This window comes from Paenibacillus sp. FSL H7-0940 (assembly GCF_037979415.1).
Classification (GTDB): Bacteria; Bacillota; Bacilli; order Paenibacillales; family Paenibacillaceae; genus Paenibacillus; species Paenibacillus amylolyticus.
Genome location: NZ_CP150280.1, coordinates 2326172 through 2350377 on the forward strand (window position 1 = coordinate 2326172; position 24206 = coordinate 2350377).

21 protein-coding genes are annotated in these 24206 nt (G+C 44.2%); 6 read left to right on the plus strand and 15 right to left on the minus strand.

The genetic code is table 11. The features are described 5' to 3' along the window. Window positions 1-103 precede the first annotated feature (103 nt). Together MHB71_RS10195 and MHB71_RS10200 are read right to left on the minus strand one after the other, a co-directional pair. Complete coding sequence (locus MHB71_RS10195; RefSeq protein WP_340029487.1) at window positions 104-1654, minus strand: glycoside hydrolase 43 family protein; 1551 nt, start codon at window positions 1652-1654, stop codon at window positions 104-106. 7 nt (window positions 1655-1661) lie between these two features. Beyond that, window positions 1662-3179, minus strand: coding sequence for a glycoside hydrolase family 43 protein (locus tag MHB71_RS10200; RefSeq protein WP_340029488.1), 1518 nt, complete (start codon window positions 3177-3179; stop codon window positions 1662-1664). A gap of 163 nt (window positions 3180-3342) precedes the next feature. Here MHB71_RS10200 and MHB71_RS10205 point away from each other — a divergent pair, with 163 nt between their 5' ends. After that, complete coding sequence (locus tag MHB71_RS10205; protein ID WP_340029489.1) at window positions 3343-4212, plus strand: AraC family transcriptional regulator; 870 nt, start codon at window positions 3343-3345, stop codon at window positions 4210-4212. 120 nt (window positions 4213-4332) lie between these two features. On the opposite strand, the gene MHB71_RS10210 is transcribed toward MHB71_RS10205, so the two are convergent. The 4 genes from MHB71_RS10210 to MHB71_RS10225 all read right to left on the minus strand — a co-directional run bounded on the left by MHB71_RS10210 (window position 4333) and on the right by MHB71_RS10225 (window position 8046). Continuing rightward, on the minus strand, window positions 4333-6027 hold the full coding sequence (locus MHB71_RS10210) for an ABC transporter substrate-binding protein (protein ID WP_101313755.1): 1695 nt from the start codon (window positions 6025-6027) through the stop codon (window positions 4333-4335). A 275-nt stretch (window positions 6028-6302) separates the two neighbouring features. Continuing rightward, complete coding sequence (locus tag MHB71_RS10215; RefSeq protein ID WP_076327603.1) at window positions 6303-6578, minus strand: barstar family protein; 276 nt, start codon at window positions 6576-6578, stop codon at window positions 6303-6305. Between the two features lie 14 nt (window positions 6579-6592). Further along, on the minus strand, window positions 6593-7027 hold the full coding sequence (locus MHB71_RS10220; protein WP_101313754.1) for a ribonuclease domain-containing protein: 435 nt from the start codon (window positions 7025-7027) through the stop codon (window positions 6593-6595). Between the two features lie 257 nt (window positions 7028-7284). Then, window positions 7285-8046 carry an alpha/beta hydrolase gene (locus MHB71_RS10225; RefSeq protein WP_340029490.1) on the minus strand — a complete coding sequence of 254 codons (762 nt, stop codon included), beginning with the start codon at window positions 8044-8046 and terminating at the stop codon, window positions 7285-7287. A gap of 138 nt (window positions 8047-8184) precedes the next feature. On the opposite strand from MHB71_RS10225, the gene MHB71_RS10230 reads away from it, so the two are divergent. From MHB71_RS10230 to MHB71_RS10240, 3 genes are all read left to right on the plus strand, one after another. Then, on the plus strand, window positions 8185-8796 hold the full coding sequence (locus MHB71_RS10230; protein ID WP_340029491.1) for a TetR/AcrR family transcriptional regulator: 612 nt from the start codon (window positions 8185-8187) through the stop codon (window positions 8794-8796). Window positions 8797-8823: 27 nt separating this feature from the next. Beyond that, window positions 8824-9705, plus strand: a complete 882-nt coding sequence (locus MHB71_RS10235; protein WP_340029492.1) for an AraC family transcriptional regulator — start codon at window positions 8824-8826, stop codon at window positions 9703-9705. A 108-nt stretch (window positions 9706-9813) separates the two neighbouring features. Continuing rightward, the gene (locus MHB71_RS10240; RefSeq protein ID WP_340029493.1) at window positions 9814-11094 is read left to right on the plus strand and encodes a glycoside hydrolase family 27 protein; all 1281 of its coding nucleotides are present in this window, start codon (window positions 9814-9816) and stop codon (window positions 11092-11094) included. A 58-nt stretch (window positions 11095-11152) separates the two neighbouring features. Here MHB71_RS10240 and MHB71_RS10245 read toward each other — a convergent pair whose 3' ends face one another. From MHB71_RS10245 to MHB71_RS10260, 4 genes are all read right to left on the minus strand, one after another. Further along, window positions 11153-11509 (minus strand): hypothetical protein, encoded by a 357-nt coding sequence (locus MHB71_RS10245; protein ID WP_340029494.1) that lies wholly within the window; start codon window positions 11507-11509, stop codon window positions 11153-11155. A gap of 121 nt (window positions 11510-11630) precedes the next feature. Then, window positions 11631-12359 (minus strand): amino acid ABC transporter ATP-binding protein, encoded by a 729-nt coding sequence (locus MHB71_RS10250; RefSeq protein ID WP_036615952.1) that lies wholly within the window; start codon window positions 12357-12359, stop codon window positions 11631-11633. Continuing rightward, window positions 12352-13797: an amino acid ABC transporter substrate-binding protein/permease gene (locus tag MHB71_RS10255; protein ID WP_338708819.1), complete on the minus strand. Its 1446-nt coding sequence runs from the start codon at window positions 13795-13797 to the stop codon at window positions 12352-12354. The genes MHB71_RS10250 and MHB71_RS10255 overlap by 8 nt, the downstream gene beginning before the upstream one ends. A gap of 343 nt (window positions 13798-14140) precedes the next feature. Next, window positions 14141-16246, minus strand: coding sequence for a serine hydrolase domain-containing protein (locus tag MHB71_RS10260; RefSeq protein ID WP_340029496.1), 2106 nt, complete (start codon window positions 16244-16246; stop codon window positions 14141-14143). Window positions 16247-16531: 285 nt separating this feature from the next. Here MHB71_RS10260 and MHB71_RS10265 point away from each other — a divergent pair, with 285 nt between their 5' ends. Both MHB71_RS10265 and MHB71_RS10270 read left to right on the plus strand, forming a co-directional pair. Then, window positions 16532-17962, plus strand: a complete 1431-nt coding sequence (locus MHB71_RS10265; protein WP_340029497.1) for a PLP-dependent aminotransferase family protein — start codon at window positions 16532-16534, stop codon at window positions 17960-17962. Between the two features lie 45 nt (window positions 17963-18007). After that, window positions 18008-18628 carry an SDR family oxidoreductase gene (locus MHB71_RS10270; RefSeq protein ID WP_340029498.1) on the plus strand — a complete coding sequence of 207 codons (621 nt, stop codon included), beginning with the start codon at window positions 18008-18010 and terminating at the stop codon, window positions 18626-18628. 96 nt (window positions 18629-18724) lie between these two features. Here MHB71_RS10270 and glyA read toward each other — a convergent pair whose 3' ends face one another. The 5 genes from glyA to rbsC all read right to left on the minus strand — a co-directional run bounded on the left by glyA (window position 18725) and on the right by rbsC (window position 24205). Continuing rightward, entirely contained in the window at window positions 18725-19969 is a 1245-nt protein-coding gene (gene glyA / locus MHB71_RS10275) for a serine hydroxymethyltransferase (RefSeq protein WP_340029499.1), read from the minus strand. A 25-nt stretch (window positions 19970-19994) separates the two neighbouring features. After that, window positions 19995-21200 carry a benzoate/H(+) symporter BenE family transporter gene (locus tag MHB71_RS10280; protein WP_101313745.1) on the minus strand — a complete coding sequence of 402 codons (1206 nt, stop codon included), beginning with the start codon at window positions 21198-21200 and terminating at the stop codon, window positions 19995-19997. 19 nt (window positions 21201-21219) lie between these two features. Further along, window positions 21220-21963, minus strand: a complete 744-nt coding sequence (locus tag MHB71_RS10285) for a YggS family pyridoxal phosphate-dependent enzyme (RefSeq protein ID WP_076212076.1) — start codon at window positions 21961-21963, stop codon at window positions 21220-21222. Between the two features lie 323 nt (window positions 21964-22286). Next, window positions 22287-23219, minus strand: a complete 933-nt coding sequence (rbsB, locus tag MHB71_RS10290) for a ribose ABC transporter substrate-binding protein RbsB (RefSeq protein ID WP_036615972.1) — start codon at window positions 23217-23219, stop codon at window positions 22287-22289. A gap of 14 nt (window positions 23220-23233) precedes the next feature. Beyond that, the gene (gene rbsC / locus MHB71_RS10295) at window positions 23234-24205 is read right to left on the minus strand and encodes a ribose ABC transporter permease (protein WP_036615973.1); all 972 of its coding nucleotides are present in this window, start codon (window positions 24203-24205) and stop codon (window positions 23234-23236) included. Between the last annotated feature and the right edge of the window lies 1 nt (window position 24206).

Consider the following 24206-nt stretch of genomic DNA (forward strand, 5'->3'; position numbering starts at 1 on the left):
TTTGAACAACTCTCTTCTCTCTGTCAACTTTAATCCATATCATTGTACAACAACTTGTACTCATTGAATACGAAAAGCCGCCATTGGGCGGCTTTTCGTATCTTTATTGTTTCTCATCAGGATTAATTACGCGATATTCGAAATTCGAAAAGTCAGCTGTTCCTCCAACCAATTCGGTTGAATATACAAACAACCCCGTTCGGCAACCCATAAAATGATCCAGTTTATATATCATTTTGTGGACAATCCCTATATCTCTCCATTCAGTTCCATCGAAATAGGCAAAAGAGCACTCATCCAGATTGTTCTCAAAATTTCCGAATGCTTTTAGTTTAACTACTGAATCTGATACTGGGATACGTTCATGTTCAGTGGCTGGCTTCTGGTCGATCAGATTACCAAATATGGTGGAATCCTCACTATCTCTGGCATGCATGACCAAGTAAAACTTGTTATCCTGCTTCGTGAGAGCGATCATACCGTACGAACCGATTAGAAAGCACAACCCGGCATAGTCCCCATCATTCAGACGACTGCCGTCAAGCGTAACTATTGCTTCGCAAGCGGGCCCCATTGAACGCTGGGTTAGTGTGTTGACCGCAAACGTCAGATTTGGGCTGATCTGTCCCGTTCGAACACGATACACCCCCGATTTCTCTGTAACGGACCAGAGTTCATGATTAGGTGTATGATTCCATTGCCAAAAATCACGGAGGCGGATGCTTCCATCTTCCTCGGGTTCATAATTGAAACTGTCGCTACCCACTAACGGGTTATAACGGTGCTCTGGTCTCGTGCTCGGGATATCAATCTGCTTCGGCGCTTTGCTTGCAAAGACCGGTATACCTTGATCAAAGTGTAGCGGAACCAAAACAGGAACCCGGCCAACAGCCCCATGATCCTGAAACAGCATTGCATACCAGTCTCCATCCTGCGTATCCACGATACCGCCCTGAGCAACACCTGAATTGAAATAATCCATATCGTCATTAAATACTTCTCCACCAGTGAAGACATCTTCCAGAGAATCTGCCATATAAAACGCCTGTGTTCTCCGTCCGGAAGCTTTTGTTATATGAATCAGGAACACAATATATTTACCATTGATCTTGTAAAAATGTGCTCCTTCATAACCAAGGTGATGAGGCTGCTCGTCTTTTACAATCAAGCGATGCACTCCACCAGGTTTGGGCCCGGACAGATCAGAGCTTAATTCGGTCAGATAGATCTCGGTATTACCGTACACGAGATATGCTCGTTCATCATCGTCAAAAAATAAGGAGCAATCATGGTAAAACCCTTCCACGATCTGTTTCTTCCACACTCCCGAGATGGAGGTCGACGTATACAAGTATGTCTTACGGGTATCATTCGCAACAAAGATCACATAGAACATTCCTTGATGATAGCGGAGTGATGCAGCCCACATGCCTTTACTATAAACGTGATGACCATCCACCAGCCGTTGTGCAGGTGTATCGTCCAATGTGTCGTATACATATGTGGCTACTTCCCAATGGATCAGATCATATGAACGCAGGATGACACATCCCGGCATCATATGCATGGTTGTACTGACCATATAATATGTGTCATCTACACGAATAACATCAAGATCCGGGTAATCGGCCCAAATAATCGGATTCGGATACATGCTTTAATTACACCTCATTTTGTTTGTTAAACTTCCATTCTCTTAAAAGGATGGCTGGGCTGTCTGTTGAACTTTTAAGCTTAATATACAAGTCTTGTACACCTTTCGCACCCGTAACATTAGTTGTTAGTTCCATCCAGTGAAGAGATTCGGTCGCAGGTGGAACAATGATTTCTCCAATTAACAGTCCGTCTGCACGATCAAGTCGAAGTTCTAACGTACCTTCGGTTCCTTGATTCGCAATCGTGGCTGTGAAGGTTGTGGGTCCTTCACTTTCAAAGTCCACCTTCGATATAGCTATCCAGCTGTCATTTTGCAGTTTAGCGGAAATCATATTCGAATCTGATACAGACATCTCACCAGAGTCAAGATATTGCTCTGTTGATACTCCGCTACTCCATCCAATCGTTGAACCGCTTACCCGCCCATAGGGATCGAAGCATTTGATTTGATCTACGCCCTGATAATCGGCATGTACCTTCTTGATCTTACCCGTGGCCTCATCATGTTCGACTCGATTCAGATGTGTTGAACGGTAACCTTCGGGAATATCCATGGCTTGGCATAATGTCTGGGCATGATAGGCAATGTACCATTGATCCGATAGTTGAAATATAGCATGGTGATTGTTGCCGCCAATATCAAAAAAGTGTCCTGGATTCTGGAGTAGCGTACCCTGATATGTCCATGGCCCCATTGGCTGAACACTGGTCATATATGCAATCTCACCAGGTGGTGGGCTGCCATCTGGCCGATCACCTTCAATAAAATTGGAACAATACGTAAAGTAGTAACTATTATTATATTTATGTATCCCTGAATCTTCAAACATATAAGGCGCCTGAATAACCTTCGCTTTGCCAACAACGCTGATCATATCGTCTCCCAATCGCATCACTCTTGCCGTATCCGGTCTTTCTGCTTTCCCCTGTGGAATACCACCACCGAAATAGATGTAGGCCTGATGATCATCATCTACAATGACAGCCGGATCGAATAACCAGGTTACTTCCTCCACTCCCGGAGTCTCTCTTGTAATAAGTGCTTTTCCTATAGGGTCTATCCATGGACCTACAGGTGTGGGCGCAGACAGTACACCTATTCCACTGGCATTGTTGGCGAAATAAAGAAAGAAACAGTCCTTTCCATCCAAGATTCGATGAGCAGCTGCCGGGGCCCAGGATTGTGAAGCCCATGTTGCTGCGCCTTGCGGTCCAGCAACTCTGATCTCCCCGTGATCGGTCCAGTTGATTAAGTCATCCGAAGAAATGACCGTAATCCGGTTGATTGAACTGTAGCTGTTTTTCTGAGGAAGACCGTCCTTATCATATTCCAGCTTATCACTAGTCATATATAAGTAGACTCGATTGTTAAATACTAAAGCATAGGGATCGGCTCCAAATTTGTGGGCCACCAAAGGGTTACCGTTGGGACGAAGCTTTCCAATCTCCCCTGGAATGCTCTCCAGATTGGCAGCTTGGTCTTGCTTTTGCTCACCAGCATGTGGTGTAGAATGATGATTCATCAAAAGAATCCCCCTATAATCGTTTTTAGTTGTGTCTTTTTACGAGAAAGCGTTTGCAATACAAAAGGTATCATGATAGGATGATTACATTTTAAGGTAAGCTGAGTACAATTTCATTGCGTTAACCGCTCTATTTATTGCGTGAAATGACGGGAGGTACTTCATGAGTGGATCCTCTGAGTGTTTTTATGATCCCATCCAGCCTGAGCTCTTATATCTGCACAGCGTAACGACGTATAAGCTGGAAACGATCTATCATCGCCATAATGCATACGAAATCTACCTGTTTCTTCGTGGAAACGTTCACTTTTATGTAGATAATCGATGTTACCATGTACAGCCTGGTGATCTGCTTGTGATGTCACCCGAGGAGATGCACCGAGCCTTTATTCTGGATGAATCTGAGTATGAACGAATTACAATCAATCTCAAAAAAACATATCTATTTCAGCTTTCCACACCATCAACCAATCTATCGTCATGTTTTGACCATCGCCCCAAAGGAACAGGCAACATCGTACATCTAGACGACGATAACTTGAAGCAGATGCTGCAATGTACAAACGAACTGGAAGGATTGCTTGCTTCCGATGCTTATGGCACCGATATCAAAATAAATGCAGCCGTAGCCCAATTGTTGGTCATGATTAACGTCTGGTTTCATAACAATTCCTTTGTTCCCAATGACATTATGCCTGAACTGGTTCGTGAAACCATGGATTATATTGAAACACATCTGAATCAAGACATAACGCTTCGCAAACTTGCCGAAGTGTTCTACATGAACAGTACTTATATCAGCCGCCAGTTCAAAAAGCATACTGGATTGACCATCCGTTCCTACATTTTGGGTCGTCGTATTGAACGGGCCAAATTCCACCTGTCAGAAGGAATGAGTATTACGGATGCATGCTTTCAATCGGGCTTTAGTGACTATGCCAATTTTATTCGCAGTTTTACCAAAATGGTCGGCATCTCCCCCGGTAGATATATCAAACAAAGACGTGATGCAATGGAAGCTTTGCCAAAATAATGACAAGCTAATTCAATGTAAACTAAAAAACATCAAGCCATCCTTCATGGCTCGATGTTTTTTAGTTCTTGATATACTTCGGATCTGCAAACAATGCATTACTGTGATTATATCCGCAAGTTAATTGATCTCTTTACCCGTCCACAATCGAACGCGATCTTTAATCCACTCCGTATACTGCTGTTCCATGGCTACTGCACCTGCATTATCAAGTTCGGTAATCATATTGTCGTATATGTCTTCAAAGGCACTCGGAGAGGATGTAATCGCTTCAGCGATCCGTTTCTGAATAATATCCTGCGTTTTCTGATACACAACGTTATAATCCCCGCTATCCGAAGGAATCGGCATATTGTAAGCAGCACCCCACTCTTTCACTGGAAACTCCTTTTCGGAAGGGAACAAGTCCTTCCATGTGGTGATGCCATAGCCTTTCAAAGCTTCTTTTTCCTCATCGGAATAACTTTGCTGAATCTGTTCAGGATAATTCGTTGTATAGTAGTTATCCGTTGAATCTTTGACGCCATCCCCGTAATGAGCACCAAAAATGTAATACAAGCCTACTCCGGTTTCTTTGGTGAATGTGTTATTGTCTTTGTTTTTACGTTCCTGTACATCGGCTGGGATGGTGCGAACACCGTCTTCCACGTTATATTGCTCGCCTTCAACGCCCCAGTTTCTCAATACTTGCCCTTCTTCAGAAGACATCCAGTCCAAAAATTTAATAGCCCGGACAGGATCTTCACAATCTACAGTTATGCCAATGCCATAACCGTCAAAGCCAATATTCTGGAAATCTTTACGCTGAAAGTTGTCATCTAGCGTGACCGGATAGAATCCGTAGGTCATGTCGTCTTTCCCTGCACTTTTCAAAGCATTTTCCGCATCACTGAATCCCCAGCTTGGATCAAGCAAGGATAACACGCGACCACTGGCGATTTTGGACTTATACTGGTCATCCTTCTGAACAAAACTGTCCTTATCCAGCAAGCCTTCATTGTACATCTTGTTCAACCACCGGAAATATTCCTTCTCCTCGGGACGTTTGTAATGCAGAACGGCTTCGTAGGTGTCCGGATTGATGAAATATTCACCATCTCCAGGTCCTCCAGTAGACATGACAGCGGGATCAGTAACAGTGATCATTCGCCGCCATCCATCTGCACTAAGCGTCAGCGGAATTGTGGGTTGGCCATCATCTGTGGTCGGATGTTTCTCATAATATTCACGTAGCACATTTTCGAAATCGTTTAAGGTTTTGATCTCAGGATACCCGAGTTCCTTGACTACACGATGTTGAATGGCAGTACCATTCGTCGCATCAAAGCTGACCTGATCGATCGCACCATTCGTTGGAATCCAATAGATTGCAGGATCGTCATTGCTGTATTTCAACCGATTGAAGTGCTCACCGTAGATCTTTTTCAAGTTGGGGGCGTGTTCTTCGATCAGATCCGTCAAATCAATCATTGCCCCGGCATCAACGAGTCTGGTCAAGTTACCTTTGGGGAATATCAAATCCGGATAATCGCCGCTGGCAGCCATCAGGGAAATGCGGTCGTTTCCGCCTCCGCTCGAAATATCGAATTCAGCATCAATGCTTACACCGGTTTCTTCCGTAATTTTCTTCCCTACCGCATCCTGCATTTTGTTCCAGTTGGGACTTGCATCTGCGCCGAAGAAGGTAAATGTGATCGGGCTGTTGGGGTCACTCGTATTTGATTCGGAATTCTCTCCAGCATTTCCGCAACCGGCGGAAACTAACACAACACTTGTTACGAGACATGCTCCTAGCACTTTTGATACGGCTCTCATTATTTTTCTGCCCCCTAAATGATGTTAGTCGTAATAACCAATCCAGACATTACGATGGTTCACTTTGAGATAGTATACGCTTACATATTCAACCGTTAGTAAACGACTACAATCCTGCCTACCCTATTCCATGTTTAAAGTATAAGGAAGTCTGATCACCCCAACCTTGATTATTAAGCCATGAAAATAGCATGATCTAGACATGAGTCTCAGTAAAAATGTGAAGACCAAAAAAGCGATGGTTGCCCATCGCCTCATAAAACCAAACCTACTTTTCAATAATATAGTTCTAACGTAAATCCTTGGATTTCTGCTTCAACTTCCCGCAACAATTCCATGACTTGATCAGCGTATTCTCCAAGAATTTCTTTACTTTTCTCGAAGCCAATCCATTGAAAAGTAAGCGGCATGCTTACAGCCCCAGTTAAGACATCCCATAGTGCGTCCAAATTGCCTCCATAACTTTCGTCTAACTCAAGCTGGTTCTGCAAAATTTGATGAAGCTCTTCCTTGCTGTGAAAGTCGTTTCCGTTAATCTGAATGATGCTCATATCATTTCCTCCGTTTATTTTAACTGTTCAAATGACTTGTAATGATCTGTCGTCTGGTAGATTAGACCGTCATTCGAGTATAGAATTCGGTCGCTTCCGCGCCGTCCTCCTGAGTAATTTATATCGGCTTCGTACCAAATCCGGCCTTTTTTGTTGGGGAGTAATCCTTCCCGGTTCCTGAACACGTCGCCGCCGATGCTTTTGCCTGGAGCGACTTCTCGCAGGTTACCTTCGCTTGGTTCCCATCCCAGATCTCTGGCCTCTTTCTTGGTAATGTAATTTGGTGGGAGTTCATTGTGTTCCGAGATATAATTGGCAACCTCATCAAATCCCATATCCTCCGAAACTTGAGGTGATCCGAGATCACGCAAAGACTCTGACGTACAACCTGAGAACAATAATGCAGCGAGGATGATCACTAACGTGTAAGCAAATTTTCTGAAAAACATAATCTTTTCTCCTTTTGATGTTCTTGCTCTTGCTGTCTTCCGTTTTGGTGCTATTTCGATGACAATGCTTCTAATGTTAACGATTTGTGGTAATTAAAGCAATTCTGTAAGCCTATTATGGAGTTGAAATTCAATCAATTAAAGCTGTTGCCTTGCTCCATTGAAGCATTATTTTTATTCTACAACAAAAAAAGCGGCTAAAATAGCGACTTTAATCGTACCACGATCATTACCATTCAACACATTCATTTAATAGTTTAATTTAATGTATCCATCCAGTTCTCTAGGGCTACAACAACCTCTTCCAACTGCTTATCTTCCGTAATGGCAGGCTGATTATCTCCTTTTTGCATGCCGTATGAGCCAAATTGACCGTGATTTCCACCCTCAATACTCACATATGTCGTGTCTTCCGGAAGATTTGCTTTGGAGTTCTCCCAGTCTTCCCAGTTAAGCACTCCGTCATCCGAGCCTGTAATCTGTAAGATAGACAAGTCCGTATTCTTTACGCTCCCTCCTTCATCTGCATAAGAAGCCAAGAAAAAGACTCCTTCCAACTTCTCATTGTGCTCCGTAGCATACCGTGATGCAAATGACCCTCCCAACGAATGGCCACCAATAACAAACGCTTCGTCAGGATGTTCCTCGATAAAGGAATCAGCCTTGTTCTGACCGAAAATCGCCAAGTTTATTGGCATGTTCGCGATATATACGCGGTGACCCTGTTCTGCCATTTCTCTGGCAAGTGGAGAATAACTTTCAGGTTCAACCAGACCACCTGGATAAAAAATAATATTCGGTTTGATTATCTCTGTACCCACGGGTTCAAATCGGTAACCGTCCTTAATCTTGGTGACATTAACCTGAGCATTACTTGTCATCGCCGTTTCGGCTCGCTCCGAGGGACTATACGTAACCGAATTGAGATATACGAATACTCCGGCCACGATGATAACAATGGACAAGATGGTCCACATAATTATTTTCTTCCATTTGTTAGTACGTTGTGCTGTTTTCAACCTTAAAACCACCTTAGTATGAGGATAATGATATGCCTTTTTTAACTCTTCATAATTATACTTACCGGTAAGTATAATTACAAGATGATTTTGCTTACTATCGTTATTTGTCATAAAATATTCATGGAGGGAAGTCCAATGACAGAAAAATCACCCAAACGATTGCCTGGAAGACCCAAACATGGCAACGATGATATCTCAATTCAGCAAACCATTATTCAAACCGCTTCACAGTTATTCATGGAGTATGGCTACGAAACAGTCACGCTTCAGCAAATTGGCAAAACATGTAGCGTGTCAAAACCAACCATTTATTATCATTTCACCAGCAAACCAGAGCTTTTTAATGTTGCCTTTACAACGATGTTACAGAATGTGAGCCGGTTAACCTCGCATATCCTTGATCAAGCCGAGAATCTGGAGTCGGGGCTTGTGCGTCTGGCAGAGGCCAGACTGGGAAATCCACATGCGGAGATTGAAACCATGCTCAGAGAAGCTGAGCCTTTTCTTGAACCAGCTCAAATTCAGGATATACGCAACGCGGAGCATCAGATTCATGAAGTGTTAGCCTCCCATTTCCAACGGGCAATGGATGAAAACAGACTGCGAACGGACGATCCATTTTTCCTCGCAGAGACTTTCTCGACATTGATGTTAATGGGTAACCGGGAAGATAACCTGCATAAATATGGTTCCAATCTTTCATTGGGCCAAAAGCTAGTAGATATTTTCATTCGCGGAGCGCAGTAAAAATTCAGGGCAACAAGGAGAGCTGACATGAATATCCCTAGAGGAACCTATGGGTTTCGATTCGCGGAAGACAAGGAGCTCCAACTGTGTGTACTGTATGCGGCTGGATGTGATTCAATAACCGATCCTTCTTATCATTGGGATGGACTTGAACGTTCGGACGGGCCTCTCCTGTTATTCCAATATACAATCTCGGGTGAAGGTGTATTTGAGTCGAATAATCGTATTCATCATGTTACCGCAGGACAAGCTTTTTTGGCCGAAATTCCAGGGCCACATCGCTATTACTACCATTCAGCATCAAAAGAACCTTGGGAGTTTCTGTTCCTGCTGTTCAGGCCTACTCTTATTCTGTCCCATTGGCGAAAATTTCTTCGTGAAGCAGGAGAAGTTCCCTATCTTCCCGCTGATTGTACACCCATCCGACTGTTGCGGATGATCGTCACTGATGCGGCGGCAGGCAGAATCACTGATCCTCTGATCGCATCATCCAGCGTATATCAGTTCATGACAGAATTAACGCGATTACAGAAAACAACATTGCGCAACAGGGAGAATTGGTCTGAAAACATTCAAATAGCCGTTGAATACATAGAAAACAACTACTCCAAGATGATCAGTATCGATCACCTAGCGGAGCATGTTTCCCTTTCCAAATATCACTTTATACGTCGCTTTTCCTCCAGTACGGGCTTGACGCCTGGTGCTTATCTAACCCGTGTACGTACCGAGAAAGCAATGGAACTGCTGCGCGGAACTTCTCTTAGCATTGAAGTCATCGCCGAGCAAGTCGGGTATTCCAGCGGAAGTTATTTTATCAAAGCCTTTCGCAGCATAACCGGCGTTACGCCAGGTGAATTTCGTAGTGGCGGAGAAAGCCTTGTGTACCGTAAATTGTTCTTCGATTAACCGCAATATTTTGCTATTCGACACTCAACATTACTGTAGATATTAATAAATTCCTTTATTATGATGAATTGAGCGAGAGCAATAATTAATCCATAAAGGAGCATTCCCATGAATCATACACTTGCAGCATCAACTCCACCGCTTGGCTGGAACAGCTGGGATTGTTACGGCGCAGCCGTTACGGAAGACGAAATTCGTGGCAACGCCGAGTACACGGCAGAACATCTTAAAGACTTCGGCTGGAGCTATATTACGGTCGACATTCAATGGTACGAGCCTTTGGCCAATTCTTCGCAATATCGTCCGTTCGTTCCACTCATCATGGATGAATATTCGCGGCTTATGCCTGCCGAGAATCGGTTTCCCTCCGCTGCAGGTGGACAGGGATTCAAGCCATTAGCCGACTACGTTCATAGTCTGGGGCTGCAATTCGGCATTCACATCATGCGTGGTATTCCACGTCAAGCTGCACATGCGGCTACTCCGATTCTGGGAACAACCGCCACTGCGCGCGATATTGCTCATCCGAACTCCATCTGTCCGTGGAATACAGATATGTATGGTGTTGATAGCTCAAAAGAAGGCGCACAAGCCTACTACGATTCGCTTTTTGAACTGTATGCACAATGGGGCGTTGACTTGGTGAAGGTTGACGATATTGCTGCTTCAAGGCTCTATGACACCCATCGGCCTGAGATCGAAATGATATCCAAAGCGATTGAGCGCTCCGGTCGGCCCATGGTACTAAGTCTCTCTCCTGGCCCTGCTCCAGTAGAATACTCAGAATTCTTGGCTGATCATGCCAACATGTGGCGTGTCACGGACGACTTCTGGGACCTCTGGCCACTGTTATTGGATATGTTCGACCGCTGCCGGACGTGGCAGAGCGTTCCCAAAGCAGGCTGCTGGCCAGACTGTGATATGTTGCCTTTGGGTCATATCGGTATCCGTTCTGTAGACGGTGGTGGAGCAGATCGCTGGACTCGGTTCACACCTGACGAGCAGTTGACGATGATGTCACTGTGGAGCATCTTCCGTTCCCCGCTCATCTTTGGTGGTGAACTGCGAGATAACGATGACTGGACACTATCCCTGCTAACGAATCGTGAGGTTCTGCGAATGCATCGCGAGAGTTATGGAGCCAGAGAAGCCTTACGCAAAGAAGATCTTATTGTGTGGACTGCCCAGCATACGGATGGTTCCTCTTACGTCGCTGTGTTCAACATCGGTGAGAATGCTCTACCTGTGGATCTGTCCATTGATGAGGTCGGACTGTCCAGCATTACCGAAGGTACCGAATTGTGGAGCCGTGAAGCAGCCGAATTTACGGAGAATTCCTTAGTTACTACTGTACCTGCGCACGGTGTGCGTCTCTATCGGTTTTCCTAAGCTTGCAAAAGAAAAAGAGAGGTCTGTCGTTCATTAGACAGACCTCTCTCTCATTTCATCAGTATGTACCCATGGCTTGAACGGCCAGATGAAATGCTTTAATCCTTCTTTCCAGAAGAGTCTTTTGCGGGCTACCTTCTTTGGACTTGGCATACATGTTCTCAAGGGATGGAAACAATCCCATCAAGACAAGACGAGCTTCTGCGATATCTTCCTCCGTGTAGGGATGAGATTTCTGATTCCATACCTTTTCCAACAGTGCTAGGCCGATGTATAAAGCTTGGAGACGTTTCTGTAACAATGTTGTGTTATTCCTTTTCTGAGTCATATTCACTAAGGCATTTTCCGATTTGCGGATGGTTGATTGAAAGGCTTTAATGGATTGCAGTTGATCTTCTTGTGACACGTTTTCCATGGAGTACTGACCTCTCTTTCTTGGCTTAGTTTGATCGGTCTTTCTATTAAATCACCTCATAAATATAACAAAAAAAGCCGCTTAAATAGCGACTTTCAATGTGTTCACTCTCGATTCAGTTCTAGAGTACCTTCTCCAAAAAGCTGATCGTCCGTTCATTCTTCGGATTTCCAAATATCTCTTCAGGAGTGCCCTGCTCGACAATATAACCACCGTCCATGAAGATCACACGATCAGCTACTTCACGAGCAAAACCCATCTCATGGGTAACAATCATCATCGTCATGCCTTCGCTCGCGAGGTCCTTCATAACACCGAGAACTTCTCCTACCATCTCAGGGTCAAGCGCCGACGTCGGTTCATCAAATAACATAACATCCGGATTCATGGCAAGCGCACGAGCGATAGCTACACGTTGTTTTTGTCCACCTGACAGTTGTGTTGGGAAACTCTCTGCTTTATCAGACAGACCCACACGCTCAAGTAATTTGAGTGCTGTATCACGAGCCTGCTGTGCATTTAATATCCCGAGTTCTCTGGGCGCAAACATGATGTTTTTAAGCACACTAAAATGAGGGAACAAGTTAAAATGTTGAAATACCATGCCAATATTTTCGCGAGCTTTGTTCAGGTTGGTTTTAGGGTCATTCAGGTCCTGATCATCCACGATAACCCGGCCTGCCGTAATCACATCTAATTGGTTAATGCAGCGCAAGAAGGTACTTTTTCCCGAACCGGAAGGCCCGATGACACAGACAACTTCTCCTTCGTTGACCGCCACATCAATTCCCTTGAGGACCTGATTCGAGCCGAAACTTTTTTTCAAACCTTCAACTTTTATTTTAGCCACGACGAACCTTCACCTCCAGATAATCAGCAATTTTGGTCAATGTGATAATGACAATCAGGTACATAACCGCAACCGTTAACCATATGTCAAAAGAGGAGAACGTTCTTGCAATAACGATTTTACCCGATTGTGTCAACTCTACGAGACCAATAACGGACAAGATTGACGTATCCTTCAACGTGATAACCATCTGGTTAATGAAGGAAGGAATCATAACCCGCACTGCCTGCGGAATGACAATCTTTATCATCGCTTTGCGATAAGGAAGTCCCAATGAACGAGCTGCCTCCATCTGACCACGATCAATCGATTGAATCCCGCCTCGGATAATCTCGGTTACGTACGCCCCTGCATTCAGACTAAGTGTCAGAATAGCCGCCAGGAACAATGGCATCGTGAAGCCCATCGCCTGTGGAATCCCGAAATAGATAAAGAATGCCAGGACAATCAGCGGAATACCGCGGAAGATATCTACAAATACAGTGGCAACACCACGAAGGAATTTGTTCTGTCCCACCTTCATGAATCCGAAAATCAGACCGATGATAAACGCAAATAACAGGGATACAATCGTGTATAAAAGTGTTTTTCCCAGACCTTTAAAAAGTGCAGGAAGAGATTTCTGTATTAACTCCCAACGCCCCAGATTTGCGACTTGGGAATTCTCTCCAACATATTCTTCGATAATGCGCTTGTACTCACCGTTTGCTTTGATATTCACAAGACCAGCATTAAACATCTCCAGAAGTTCCTGATTTTTACCCTTACTTACCGCAAATCCGTAGGAAGCTCCGTCTTCTTTGGCGGTAACGATTTTCAAACCATTATTCTGCTTTACCCCATATCTTAGAACGGGTTCATCTTCAAAACAGGCCACCGAGTTACCGGTCTTTACATCATCATACATTTGATATGATTCATCGAATGGGACAACGGTAAAGCCATATTTTGAGGCGATGGACTCAGCAAAGCTGTACCCTTCTGTTCCCGTTTTTACAGCGACCTTTTTACCACGAAGATCTTCGTAACTTTTAATGGTATCATTATTGGAACTAATCCCCATAACAACGCCTGAATCATAATATGGCTCTGAAAAATCAAATTTCGCTTTTCGCTCATCCGTAATACTCATCCCTGCGATCACACCATCGACTTGATTCGCCTCAAGTGCCTGTACAGCTGCGTTAAATCCCAGGGATTTGATTTGATACTTGAAATTTTGATCTTTGGCGATGGCATCCAGCAAATCCATGTCGATACCAACAAAATCACCATTCTCATCTTCATATTCGAATGGAGCAAATGTGACATCAGTTCCGATAACATAGGTTTTACCGGAATCGGACGCTGCGGCAGCGTTCCCTACCCATCCTGATAGACCGCTCACCAGGAGCAGCATCAGTGAAAGTATAAAAAATGAGATCTTCGTTGTTTTCATGTGTCCTCCCCGTCTCGGTAATGTCCGAATAATCATTATTTTCTTTGGAATCGGTATTACGGTTATGCTTATTGTCGATCTTCTGCCCATTTGATTGTTATTATTTACTGTATATTAACAATCAATGCTTTGCCTTTCCACTTGCAACATTTTCCTCCATCATTTTTTTCCAACCAGTAAAAGTCCTTTTAATACTTACCCTTTAAGTAAGCTTCGCGAAACCCAATATTACATTGTGAATCTGAAAAAAGTTACATTTACTTTAAAACGTATTATTTAAAATTTAAAACTCAAAAAAGCCGCGATTTCCGCGACTTTTTATTGTACAGTTTTTTATAATCTATTAATTTGCTCTGGTTGTCAATACAATCTCGAACTTCGAACCAGCTTCACCCGCGAATACAATAGTTCCGTTCTCAGGCAACACAATTTCGTTTTGTCCACTGACCACTGTATGATTAATGCCTATGCCAGCTTGGTTATATACAGCAAATGCGCTGTTTGCAGACATCTTGACCTTCATTTCTTTACCTGCAGCTGATGCTGGAATCGAATACCATGTGGCATGACCATTCGCCTGAATCGTTGTCTTTGATTGTTTTCCTGCATAGATCGGTTTGATGATGTCTTGAGCAGCATAAACGTTGCCTCCAGCTGTAACATATTCCACGCCATTTTCCTCATAGAAATTAAACTCCATCGTGTCACGGCCCGCCAATCCAGGAATTTGCAATTGGTTCACAGCTTGGTTAGCTCCAACGATTTTATTCGTGTAGACATAACCTGGTAGCTCATTAACAGTATGAATGGGAATCATCGGCATTGCTGCGTTGTACAGTGTGGATGTGTATTTTTCATTGACCAACACGTAGGCTTTGCCTTCCCGTTTCTGCCATGCGGCCTTTACTTCTTCCGATAATTCATTGGTTTCAAGCTTTTCTGCCTTAAATTCAGAAGAAGCAACTTGCCCAAGCCCAGGAACAGACTGATACGAGCGAGACCACAAATATGTGTTCCCGTTGACTTCCTGAACGAACTTCAGCTTTTCCGTAGCCGCATCATTAACAAATGAGCCATCAGGGGTGTACGTATAGGTCTGATCAGGACTGTTAGGAGTCGACAGATTAGATAGCGTTAATTGCCCATCATCTTTTACGTCCATCTTCATTAACATGTTTGCCCCACCCGCGTACATGCCTGTGTGCTGTGTAAGTTCCTTCGGCATGGTTGTTTTCACCGGTGCATCATGTGACTTCTCCGGCTTACGCTCAGGAATGATATTCTTCTCCTCAAGCGCGCCAAGCAACAGCTCAGTTGCCAGCAATTGATCCGTTGAGCTATGACCACCGGAAGAGGTTACGGCAGCAGCCATATTATACTCCGGAAGTACAATCAATGAGGAATGATAGGTTATTGTATTGCCACCTTTGCTTACTGCCTGGATGCCATAATCATTAAAAGGAAACAGGTTCACGCTGTCCCAGCCTAAGCCGTAACCAATAGAAGAATCGCCTTCTTCTGGCCACATGCCTCTCTTGTATTCTTCTTGCTCCATGGCCTCTACGGATTCCTCCGAAAGAACACCTTCAACCTCACCTGTAAAGATTTTCGAGAACTGAATCAGATCTTCAGCGGTGGAATAGATGCCTCCCGAGGCAATCATATTTGTAGTCTCTAATGGGAGTTGCTCCTCATCCGAAGGGGCATATGTTGCTGCCATCTGGCTGAAGTCCACAACATCCTGCGGTGTTTTGGTATGCTCCATACCCAGGGGTTCAGTTATGTACCGGTGCATGAAAGTTGTGAAGTCCATGCCGCTGACCCGCTCAACCAGAATTTCAGCTAATGTAAAACCGTCATTACTATACACTGAGTATGCGCCAGGATCGGCCTTCAGATGTTGCGTCGCCAATTGTTCCAGTAACGTATCATGTGCATAGGTATCATTATCTCCAAACAGTATTGCACTGTTACTTGACGTTCCTAGAAGTCCGGATGAATGATTCAGTAACATGCGTGGTGTAATCTGTTGGTAACGCTTGTCTTTCATTTTAAAGTCCGGAATATACTTCACGACAGGCTCATCAAGATCGATCTTGCCCTGGTCCACTAGCTTCATTACGGCGGTTGTGAGCATCATTTTGCTGGTTGAACCAATGCCATACATGGTATCTGAAGAAAGCGGGATGTTGTTTTTCAGGTCGCTTTTGCCTGCCTGACCGGAGATCACAATCTCACCCTCATCCATCAGTGCGTACTGCACACTTGTCGTAGCGTATGATTCAGTGAGTACCTTGGCTTTTGCACTTACTGCCTTTTTAGTTAGATCATACGTAGAGCTACTACCGTTACTGGTAGCGGGTGTGGCCATGGCCGACATTGGGGACATCATTGCAAACACCAAAGTTATGGCGGCGATAGACGTTCGTTTCTTTCGTGTCAATCTCATCTTCTCCTGTCTAGTCTATGGATTAGGAATCTCTGTGTTCGTACTCCCGTAGTGTAACCGAAGAAGATGAACTGTCTGTGGCTTGAATATGAATCGAGTATGAACCAAGCAGGACCAACCCAAATAGGTTCGACACACGGTAAAAATCGCTTTAGTTCAGCTTTGTTTTGTTTGCAAATTAAACTTTTGCTATAATGGTATATCAATCAATGGAGTGCCAATAACATGGCTAAGTACATAAATAAATGCAGTCCATAATTCAGCATGAGTAATGGAGTTGAAGCAATGCTAAAAGTTAATCGGAATGACCAACGCCCGATCTGGCAGCAACTTTTGGATCAAGCGATTCATAATATCACAACCGGGAAATGGCAACCAGGAGAATTGCTACTCCCCTCACGTGAACTTGCTCAATTAATTGGTGTTTCACGCTCAACCATACAGATTGTGTACGAGGAATTGTTCAGTCGAGGGTATACGGTAACCTCCCGACGAGCCGGGACAAGAGTTAGTGATTGGACATATGCACCTCGTTCATCAGAAGGCATCACGATGAAAGGGCCTATTCCGCCCGATTTGCCTACACTAAACGAATCGATTGGTCATCTGCATAGTTGGTTTGGCAATAGAGACAATCGGAAAATAGAAATTGATTTTAATCCCCACGAGCCTTATCTGGATGAAAGTTTCACAAAAGCCTGGAGGCAATCCTTTTTACAAGCTTCCGCTGAACCTAATTTGGATATATGGGCTTATGGCGATGCCAGAGGGTTACTGGCGTTAAGAGAGCAGATTCAACGTTATTTATCACTTGAACGAGGCATTCATATCGATGTTGATCAAATCTTGTTAACCTCAGGTGCACAACATAGCATTGATTTAATTGCCCAGGCACTTTTAAGTGAGGGAGACACAGTTTCCGTAGAAGATCCCGGCTTCCCTGCTGCTTGGATGGCGATGAAATACCGCCGGATGCAAGTCGATCCCGTTCCAGTCGATGAGTATGGATTATGTGTAGATCATATTCACCCACAGACAAAACTCGTATTTGTCACACCTTCTCATCAATGCGCCGTTGGTGTTATTATGTCGGAGCCACGCAGGCAACAATTGATGCACTTGGCAGCTCATCATCGATATTGGATTGTTGAGGATGACTACGATAGCGAATTTAGGTACCGTGGAGATCCGCTTCCAACTATATTTAGTCAACAACCTCAGAATACGCTTTATATGATGAGTTTTTCCAAAATGGTTGCACCAGGCATTCGACTATCCGCTATCATCGGCCCCAAAATAGCCATCGATCGCCTTACCCAAGTTCATGAATTAACCTATCGTCATCTGCCGATTATGGAACAATTAACGCTAACTCACTTTATTGAGCGTGGTCATTTTATGCGCCATATGAGAAGAGTTCGGAACATATATCGACGCAGACACGAAGTCATGACCAAAGCCATTGTTGCTTCTGGGCTAGGCTCACGATTTACATTAAGTGGTGTGGAAACGGGATTACATATGCTTCTAGAATCTGAAACGTCATTTGATGAAGAAGCGCTGACAAATGCTGCTCTTGATCAAGGTGTACGCGTGTATCCGCTTAGTAGATATTGCTTGGAGAGTCATCGAAAAGGATGGATATTAGGTTTTGCGAAAGTGGATGAGGAGCAGATTGAGGAAGGCATACATCGGCTTGCAAAGATTGTATTATGATGGAGAACATGCTCTGCAATCGGATTCGAAAGGATGTTTTTTGTAATGAAAATTTTAGTGTTAGGAGCCACCGGACGGGTTGGAGGTCATTTCGTCTCCAATGCCCTACGTTCCAATCATCATGTAACTGCACTGGTTAGAAGCCCGGAAAAGGTACAAATCAACGATGACAATTTCGTTCTACATCAAGGAAACGCTTTAGTCAAAGAGGATATTCATCACGCCATACAGGGTGTGGATCTCGTTGTTAGTTCCTTAAGTACCGATGGAACGACTACATTATCGCAATCCATGGGACATATTGTTGAGGCTATGGCTCAGGAGCGTATCAAAAGAATCATTACCATTGGTACCGCAGGAATATTGGAAAGTCGAACGGATCCTGGCTTGCTTCGTTTTCAATCCCCTGAGTCCAAACGTAAGTCCACGCGAGCAGCTGAAGAGCATCTGGAGATGTACAACATTCTCAAAGCTTCAAAGTTAGAATGGACCATCGTGTGTCCTACCTACTTATTTGATGGAGAATCTCTTGGTAAGTACCGGGTTGAGCGCGACTATTTGCCTGACGGTGGAACTTCTATATCTGTAATCGATACTGCGGAGTTTGCTTATCACCAATTAATGTCTGATGAGTATGTACAGTCTCGTGTAGGTATAGCCTACTAGGGCTGTCTTAAGTTTCAATATAAACAAGCACATTACGAGCCTGCAATTGTTATCCATTAAGAACAATTGCAGGCTCTATTTGTGTCTGCTGTTAAGCTATTTAAGCCCTTCATATAGAGGAAATTGCGAAGTGATTTCACGGACACTACCTAATATTTGATTTTTCACATCCGAGTTCTTTGGATTTTTAAAAGCAAGCCCTATCAGCTGAGCAATTTCTTTCATTTCCCTGGCTCCAAGCCCTCTTGAAGTCATAGCCGGAGTTCCAAAACGAATACCGCTTGTAACCAAAGGACTTGCCGTATCGTGAGGAATTGCATTTTTATTCGCCGTAATCCCTACTTCATCCAGTAAAGCTTCGGCTTCTTTGCCTGTAAGGCCCATAGTTCGTAAGTCAACCAACACGATATGATTATCTGTTCCTCCCGATACAAGGGTAAGTCCTTCATTCATTAAAGTTTCTGCCAATACGTTGGCGTTATTCAGAACACCTTCAATATATGTTGTGAACTCGGTTTGCAATGCCTCGCCTAATGCCACCGCTTTCCCCGCGATAACGTGCATGAATGGCCCGCCCTGAGTCCCCGGGAATACAGCTTTGTCTATCGCCTTTGCCCAGGACTCCCGGCACAAAATGGCTCCCCCTCGTGGTCCTCGTAAGGTCTTGTGTGTGGTGGTTGAAACAAAATGGGCATGTGGTACCGGGTTAGGATGCAAACCTGCCGCAACAATTCCTGCTATATGCGCCATATCTACAAAGAAAAGAGCTCCCACTTCGGCGGCAATCTGGGCAAATAATTCAAACTCAATGGTCCGCGGGTATGCACTTCCACCTGCAACAATCATGCGTGGACGATACTTATAAGCAAGTTTACGTACTTCGTCAAAGTCAATGCGGCCCGTCTGTGCATCGACACCATATGAAACAAAATTGTAAAACCTACCTGAAAAATTAACAGTACTTCCGTGGGTTAGATGACCACCCTGGGATAGATTCATGCCAAGTATTGTGTCCCCAATCTCAACCGAGGCAAAATATACTGCCATGTTGGCCTGAGAACCGGAGTGAGGCTGCACATTCGCATGTTCAGCGCCAAAAAGTGCTTTAAGGCGGCTATTTGCTATCTCTTCGACTGTATCGACATGCTCACACCCGCCATAATATCTTCTGCCCGGATACCCCTCCGCATATTTATTGGTCAATACCGAACCTGTTGCTTCCATCACAGCTTGACTTACAAAATTCTCTGATGCAATCAGTTCTATCGTATCCCGCTGCCTTCCAAGCTCTTGCTGGACAGCCATTCCTATTACTTTATCTTGCTTCTCCAAATGTTTCATGAACATCTTCCTCTCCATATTACGGTTATTTATTCGTTCCAAGTTGTTTTTTGGGAAATTTACTATTCATCAGTAGATGTGCCATCATTCCTGCAAACAGTCCCCAAAATGCACCACCCACACCAAGCAAAGTCACATTCGCTGCTGTCGCCAAAAACGTAATCAATGCAGTTTCACGTCCCTTAGGGTCCGTTAATGCATTGGCAAGACTGCCACCGATCGTTCCAAGTAAGGCTAATCCCGCTAATGTTGCAATAAAGGTAGCAGGAAGAATCAAAAACAGAGCAGCCAATGTTACGCCAAAAATGCCGACAAAAATATAAAAAACACCACAAGCAATACCTGCAATATAACGTTTGGTTGAATCCTCATGTGCATCCTTTCCTGTACAAATCGCTGCTGTAATAGCTGCCACATTAAAAGCATGTGATCCGAATGGGGCTGCAAGAAGCGAACCCAAACCTGTTACAGCTAAAATAGGATTGGCACTTGTCTTGAATCCATCATTACGCAGAACAAGCATTCCAGGCATATACTGCCCTGTCAAGGTAATAATGAACAGCGGTAGCGCAACGCCAAGTAAAGCATTTAACGAAAATGCTGGAACAACAAATACAGGCGATGCTACAGCCAATTGGATTGTACTGAAGTCTGTTTTCCCCATGCAAATCAAATAAATCAAACCGATTGCCAATATGCCAACAATGGCGTAACGGGAAGTAAACCTTCTTAGCACGATATAGCCTGCAAACAGTACAATCACAAGCAAAGGATCTACCTTCGCCCCTCCAAAGGCCGAAATACCAAACTGTAGTAAAATACCGGCTAACAATCCGGAAGCGATGCCTGGGGGAATAAGTCGAACGAAACGTTCAAACATGCCTGACAAACCTAAAATAATAAATCCGACTGCTGAAATCATGTAAGCGCCAATAGCTTCTGGATAAGGGGTTACCGCTAATGCTGAAACGAGAAACGCCACACCCGGTGTAGACCAGGCTGTAATAATCGGTTCCTTGTATCGATAACTGAGCCAAATCCCTGTTACGCCTACCCCAATCGAGATGGACCAAATCCAGGAAGCGGTCATTTCCGGGCTTAAACCAGCGACTTTTGCAGCTTGAAAAACAAGGATAAACGTACCCCCGTAATTAACAATTACGGATATTAAAGCGGCGATCACCGGCGATATCAAATCACGGCCGCGTAACGAAGGGGATGCTGTCTTCATATTTAACACTACCTCTCACTTAATCATCGATGCGTGTGTTTTCATTCCAGTAATACTCGTCCGGTAAATAGCGTTGACCAAATACACTTGTCCCTACACGTATCATTGTAGCTCCTTCTTCAATGGCGACTTGGAAGTCACCAGACATACCCATCGATAAAATATCCATTTCTACGCGTGGAATATTTTTCTCTTTAATCTGTGTACGGATCTGGTTTAACAATCGAAAACAATGTCGTGTTTCTTCGTTCGTCGCATTCAGTTTTCCAATGGTCATTAAACCTTTCACGTTTAATGTCTCGAATTGAGACAACTGTTCTACAAGCTCAACGGCTGTTTCTGGAGAGGCACCAAATTTACTTTCTTCGTAGGACGTATTAATTTGCACAAGAATGTCTAAGGTCTTATTCTCTTTGAGAAGCTGGTTATGTAACGCTTGACCCAGTTTCAGACGATCTACGGAATGGATGAGAGTAACATATTTAACTACGTCCTTTACTTTATTTGTTTGCAGATGTCCGATAAAATGCCATTCCACCTGCTTGCTTTGTTCCATGAGTGGGAATTTGTCTCGGAGTTCTTGAGCTTTGTTTTCTCCAAACAGGACCTCACCTGCTTGAATAGCTATTTGTAATTTCTCTAGCGGTACCGTTTTGGTCGCGAGCAACAACTTGATGTCCTCTATGTTGCGACCTGAAGCCTGGCAGGCCAATGCCATTTGCTGTCTTACAGCTTGAAGATTTTCTTCTACTAGATGTTTCATGTCAGCCACCTTCTTTCTATTCCAAACAGGAATGAATCAATGAGATTAGCTCCTCCTTATGTATTGTGAAGACTGTGTAGAACGTCATGCTAGTATAGCAACGCATGGATTGGATATACATATCCATAAATGCTCTTTTGGAGCAGTCCAAAAAGAAAAAGTGGATATTAATACAATTGGGGTTCCTTTAATATGCTTTTAAAAGTCAATAATCTGATTGATGTGATGCCCGCACGCTTCTTCCAAAATGAAAAAAGCCGCTAAATTAGCGGCTTGGTTTAGTTCTTTGTTCATGTCCAAGAAGATACATGTTTTATGATGATTTACTCATTCACATTTTCCTTCGTTACCAGCTTCAATTCAGCAGGAATCGATGACTCCACCTGCTTGCCACTGAGCACATCCAGAGCTGCTTGCAGCGCCAGTTGGCCAATCAGTATAGGCTGCTGAGCGACTGTTGCTGTCAATTTCCCATCCTGAATGGATTTGATTGCATCATCATTGCCGTCGAATCCGATGACCGGAATGTCTTTACCTGAGCTTTGAATCGCTTCAATCGCACCCAGTGCCATCTCATCGTTATGGGCAAATACTGCCTGTACGTCAGGATTACCTTGTAGCAAGTTCTCCATGACATTTAATCCTTTGGACCGATCGAAATCAGCAGATTGTTTAGAAACCACATCAAGTTGCTTGTCGGCCACTTCATGGAAACCTTTACCCCGTTCTCTTGTTGCGGAAGCGCCAGGTACACCCTCAAGTTCAATGACTTTTGCTCCCTCACCCAGTTGTTCCACAAAATATTCAGCTGCCATGCGTCCACCTTTAACGTTATCAGATGCCACTAGTGCCGCCACTTCGCCTTTATCTGCGGAGCGATCCAGCGTGATTACAGGAATGCCCACACTATTAGCGGATTGAACCGCTGTGGAGATCGCTGCAGAGTCCGCAGGGTTAATTAGCAGTGCACTAACGCCTTGCTGAATGAGATCATCCACATCATTGGTTTGTTTGGCCGAATCGTTCTGCGCATCAACCACGATGACCTGTATTCCCTGTTTTTTGGCTTCAGCCATTACCCCGTCCTTCAGTGATACAAAGAATGGATTGTTTAGTGTAGATATCGACAAACCTATTTTCTTCTGTCCGTTACTTTTGTTTGGGTTAGGTTTCGCCCATTCCGGTGGCTCCAGAGAGCACCCGGCCAGAACGATGATCATCAGCATACTTATGAGTGTTACAGTCCACTTTTTCATATTCGCTTCTCTCCTTATGCTGTTTTCTTGCGGTCCAGCAGGACGGCAATGGCAATGACGATACCTTTTACAACCATTTGATAAAATGAGTTTACTTCAAGCAAGTTCAATCCATTATTCAACACGCCGATAATCAGAACACCGATCAGTGTACCAACGATGCGTCCACGTCCTCCAGCAAGACTTGTACCACCCAATACAACTGCTGCGATTGCATCCAGCTCGTAGGATGTACCTGCCGTTGGTTGCGCTGAATTCAATCGCGATGTCAGAATTGCACCTGCCAGAGCAGCGAGCATACCTGTCAGGGAGTAGATCATAATTTTCACGCGATTCACTTTGATACCCGAGATAATGGAGGCTTTCTCATTACCGCCGATGGCGTACGTTTTGCGGCCAAAAGCCGTTTTATGCAAAACAATCCACAGAATCATGAAGGTAATCAGCATCGTGATTGCAGGTACCGGAATACCCAGCAGGTAACCGCGGCCAAACAGTTGGAACAACAGATTATCCCCGAGGCCTGTAATTGGGTTACCATTGGTGTACACCAATGTTAGTCCCCGGAATATGGTCATGGTAGCGAGTGTAGCGATAAACGGAGCCATTTTACCTTTGGTAATCATCAGTCCGTTCACCATACCCATGACACCACCGAGTGCTACACCGATAATGATGGACAAGATCGGATCGAGGCCAGACAACATCATATTTGCTACAAAAGCACTGGATAAAGCCAGGATTGAGCCGACCGACAGATCAATTCCACCCGTCAGGATAACAAACGTCATACCAAAGGCAATCAGCGCATTAATCGAGACTTGACGCAATAAATTCAAAATATTAAGCGGTTCCAAGAAACTTGGATTCAACACCGATACGATGAGAATAAGAATGATTAAGCCAAGCAGCGGTCCCAATTTTTGTATCACGTTTGAGAAACGGAATCCGCTTTTAGCCGTTTTGTTTTCCTGCATTGTTGTCATA

Coding starts and splice junctions, on each gene's coding strand:
- MHB71_RS10220 (WP_101313754.1), bottom strand. CDS start 7,027: ATGTTTTTCAGAAAATTTGCTTACACGTTAGTGATCATCCTCGCTGCA.
- MHB71_RS10215 (WP_076327603.1), bottom strand. CDS start 6,578: ATGAGCATCATTCAGATTAACGGAAACGACTTTCACAGCAAGGAAGAG.
- MHB71_RS10245 (WP_340029494.1), bottom strand. CDS start 11,509: ATGGAAAACGTGTCACAAGAAGATCAACTGCAATCCATTAAAGCCTTT.
- MHB71_RS10285 (WP_076212076.1), bottom strand. CDS start 21,963: ATGAAACATCTAGTAGAAGAAAATCTTCAAGCTGTAAGACAGCAAATG.
- MHB71_RS10195 (WP_340029487.1), bottom strand. CDS start 1,654: ATGTATCCGAATCCGATTATTTGGGCCGATTACCCGGATCTTGATGTT.
- rbsC (WP_036615973.1), bottom strand. CDS start 24,205: ATGACAACAATGCAGGAAAACAAAACGGCTAAAAGCGGATTCCGTTTC.
- rbsB (WP_036615972.1), bottom strand. CDS start 23,219: ATGAAAAAGTGGACTGTAACACTCATAAGTATGCTGATGATCATCGTT.
- MHB71_RS10255 (WP_338708819.1), bottom strand. CDS start 13,797: ATGAAAACAACGAAGATCTCATTTTTTATACTTTCACTGATGCTGCTC.
- MHB71_RS10280 (WP_101313745.1), bottom strand. CDS start 21,200: ATGAAGACAGCATCCCCTTCGTTACGCGGCCGTGATTTGATATCGCCG.
- glyA (WP_340029499.1), bottom strand. CDS start 19,969: ATGAAACATTTGGAGAAGCAAGATAAAGTAATAGGAATGGCTGTCCAG.
- MHB71_RS10235 (WP_340029492.1), top strand. CDS start 8,824: ATGAATATCCCTAGAGGAACCTATGGGTTTCGATTCGCGGAAGACAAG.
- MHB71_RS10265 (WP_340029497.1), top strand. CDS start 16,532: ATGCTAAAAGTTAATCGGAATGACCAACGCCCGATCTGGCAGCAACTT.
- MHB71_RS10205 (WP_340029489.1), top strand. CDS start 3,343: ATGAGTGGATCCTCTGAGTGTTTTTATGATCCCATCCAGCCTGAGCTC.
- MHB71_RS10200 (WP_340029488.1), bottom strand. CDS start 3,179: ATGAATCATCATTCTACACCACATGCTGGTGAGCAAAAGCAAGACCAA.
- MHB71_RS10240 (WP_340029493.1), top strand. CDS start 9,814: ATGAATCATACACTTGCAGCATCAACTCCACCGCTTGGCTGGAACAGC.
- MHB71_RS10210 (WP_101313755.1), bottom strand. CDS start 6,027: ATGAGAGCCGTATCAAAAGTGCTAGGAGCATGTCTCGTAACAAGTGTT.
- MHB71_RS10260 (WP_340029496.1), bottom strand. CDS start 16,246: ATGAGATTGACACGAAAGAAACGAACGTCTATCGCCGCCATAACTTTG.
- MHB71_RS10270 (WP_340029498.1), top strand. CDS start 18,008: ATGAAAATTTTAGTGTTAGGAGCCACCGGACGGGTTGGAGGTCATTTC.
- MHB71_RS10230 (WP_340029491.1), top strand. CDS start 8,185: ATGACAGAAAAATCACCCAAACGATTGCCTGGAAGACCCAAACATGGC.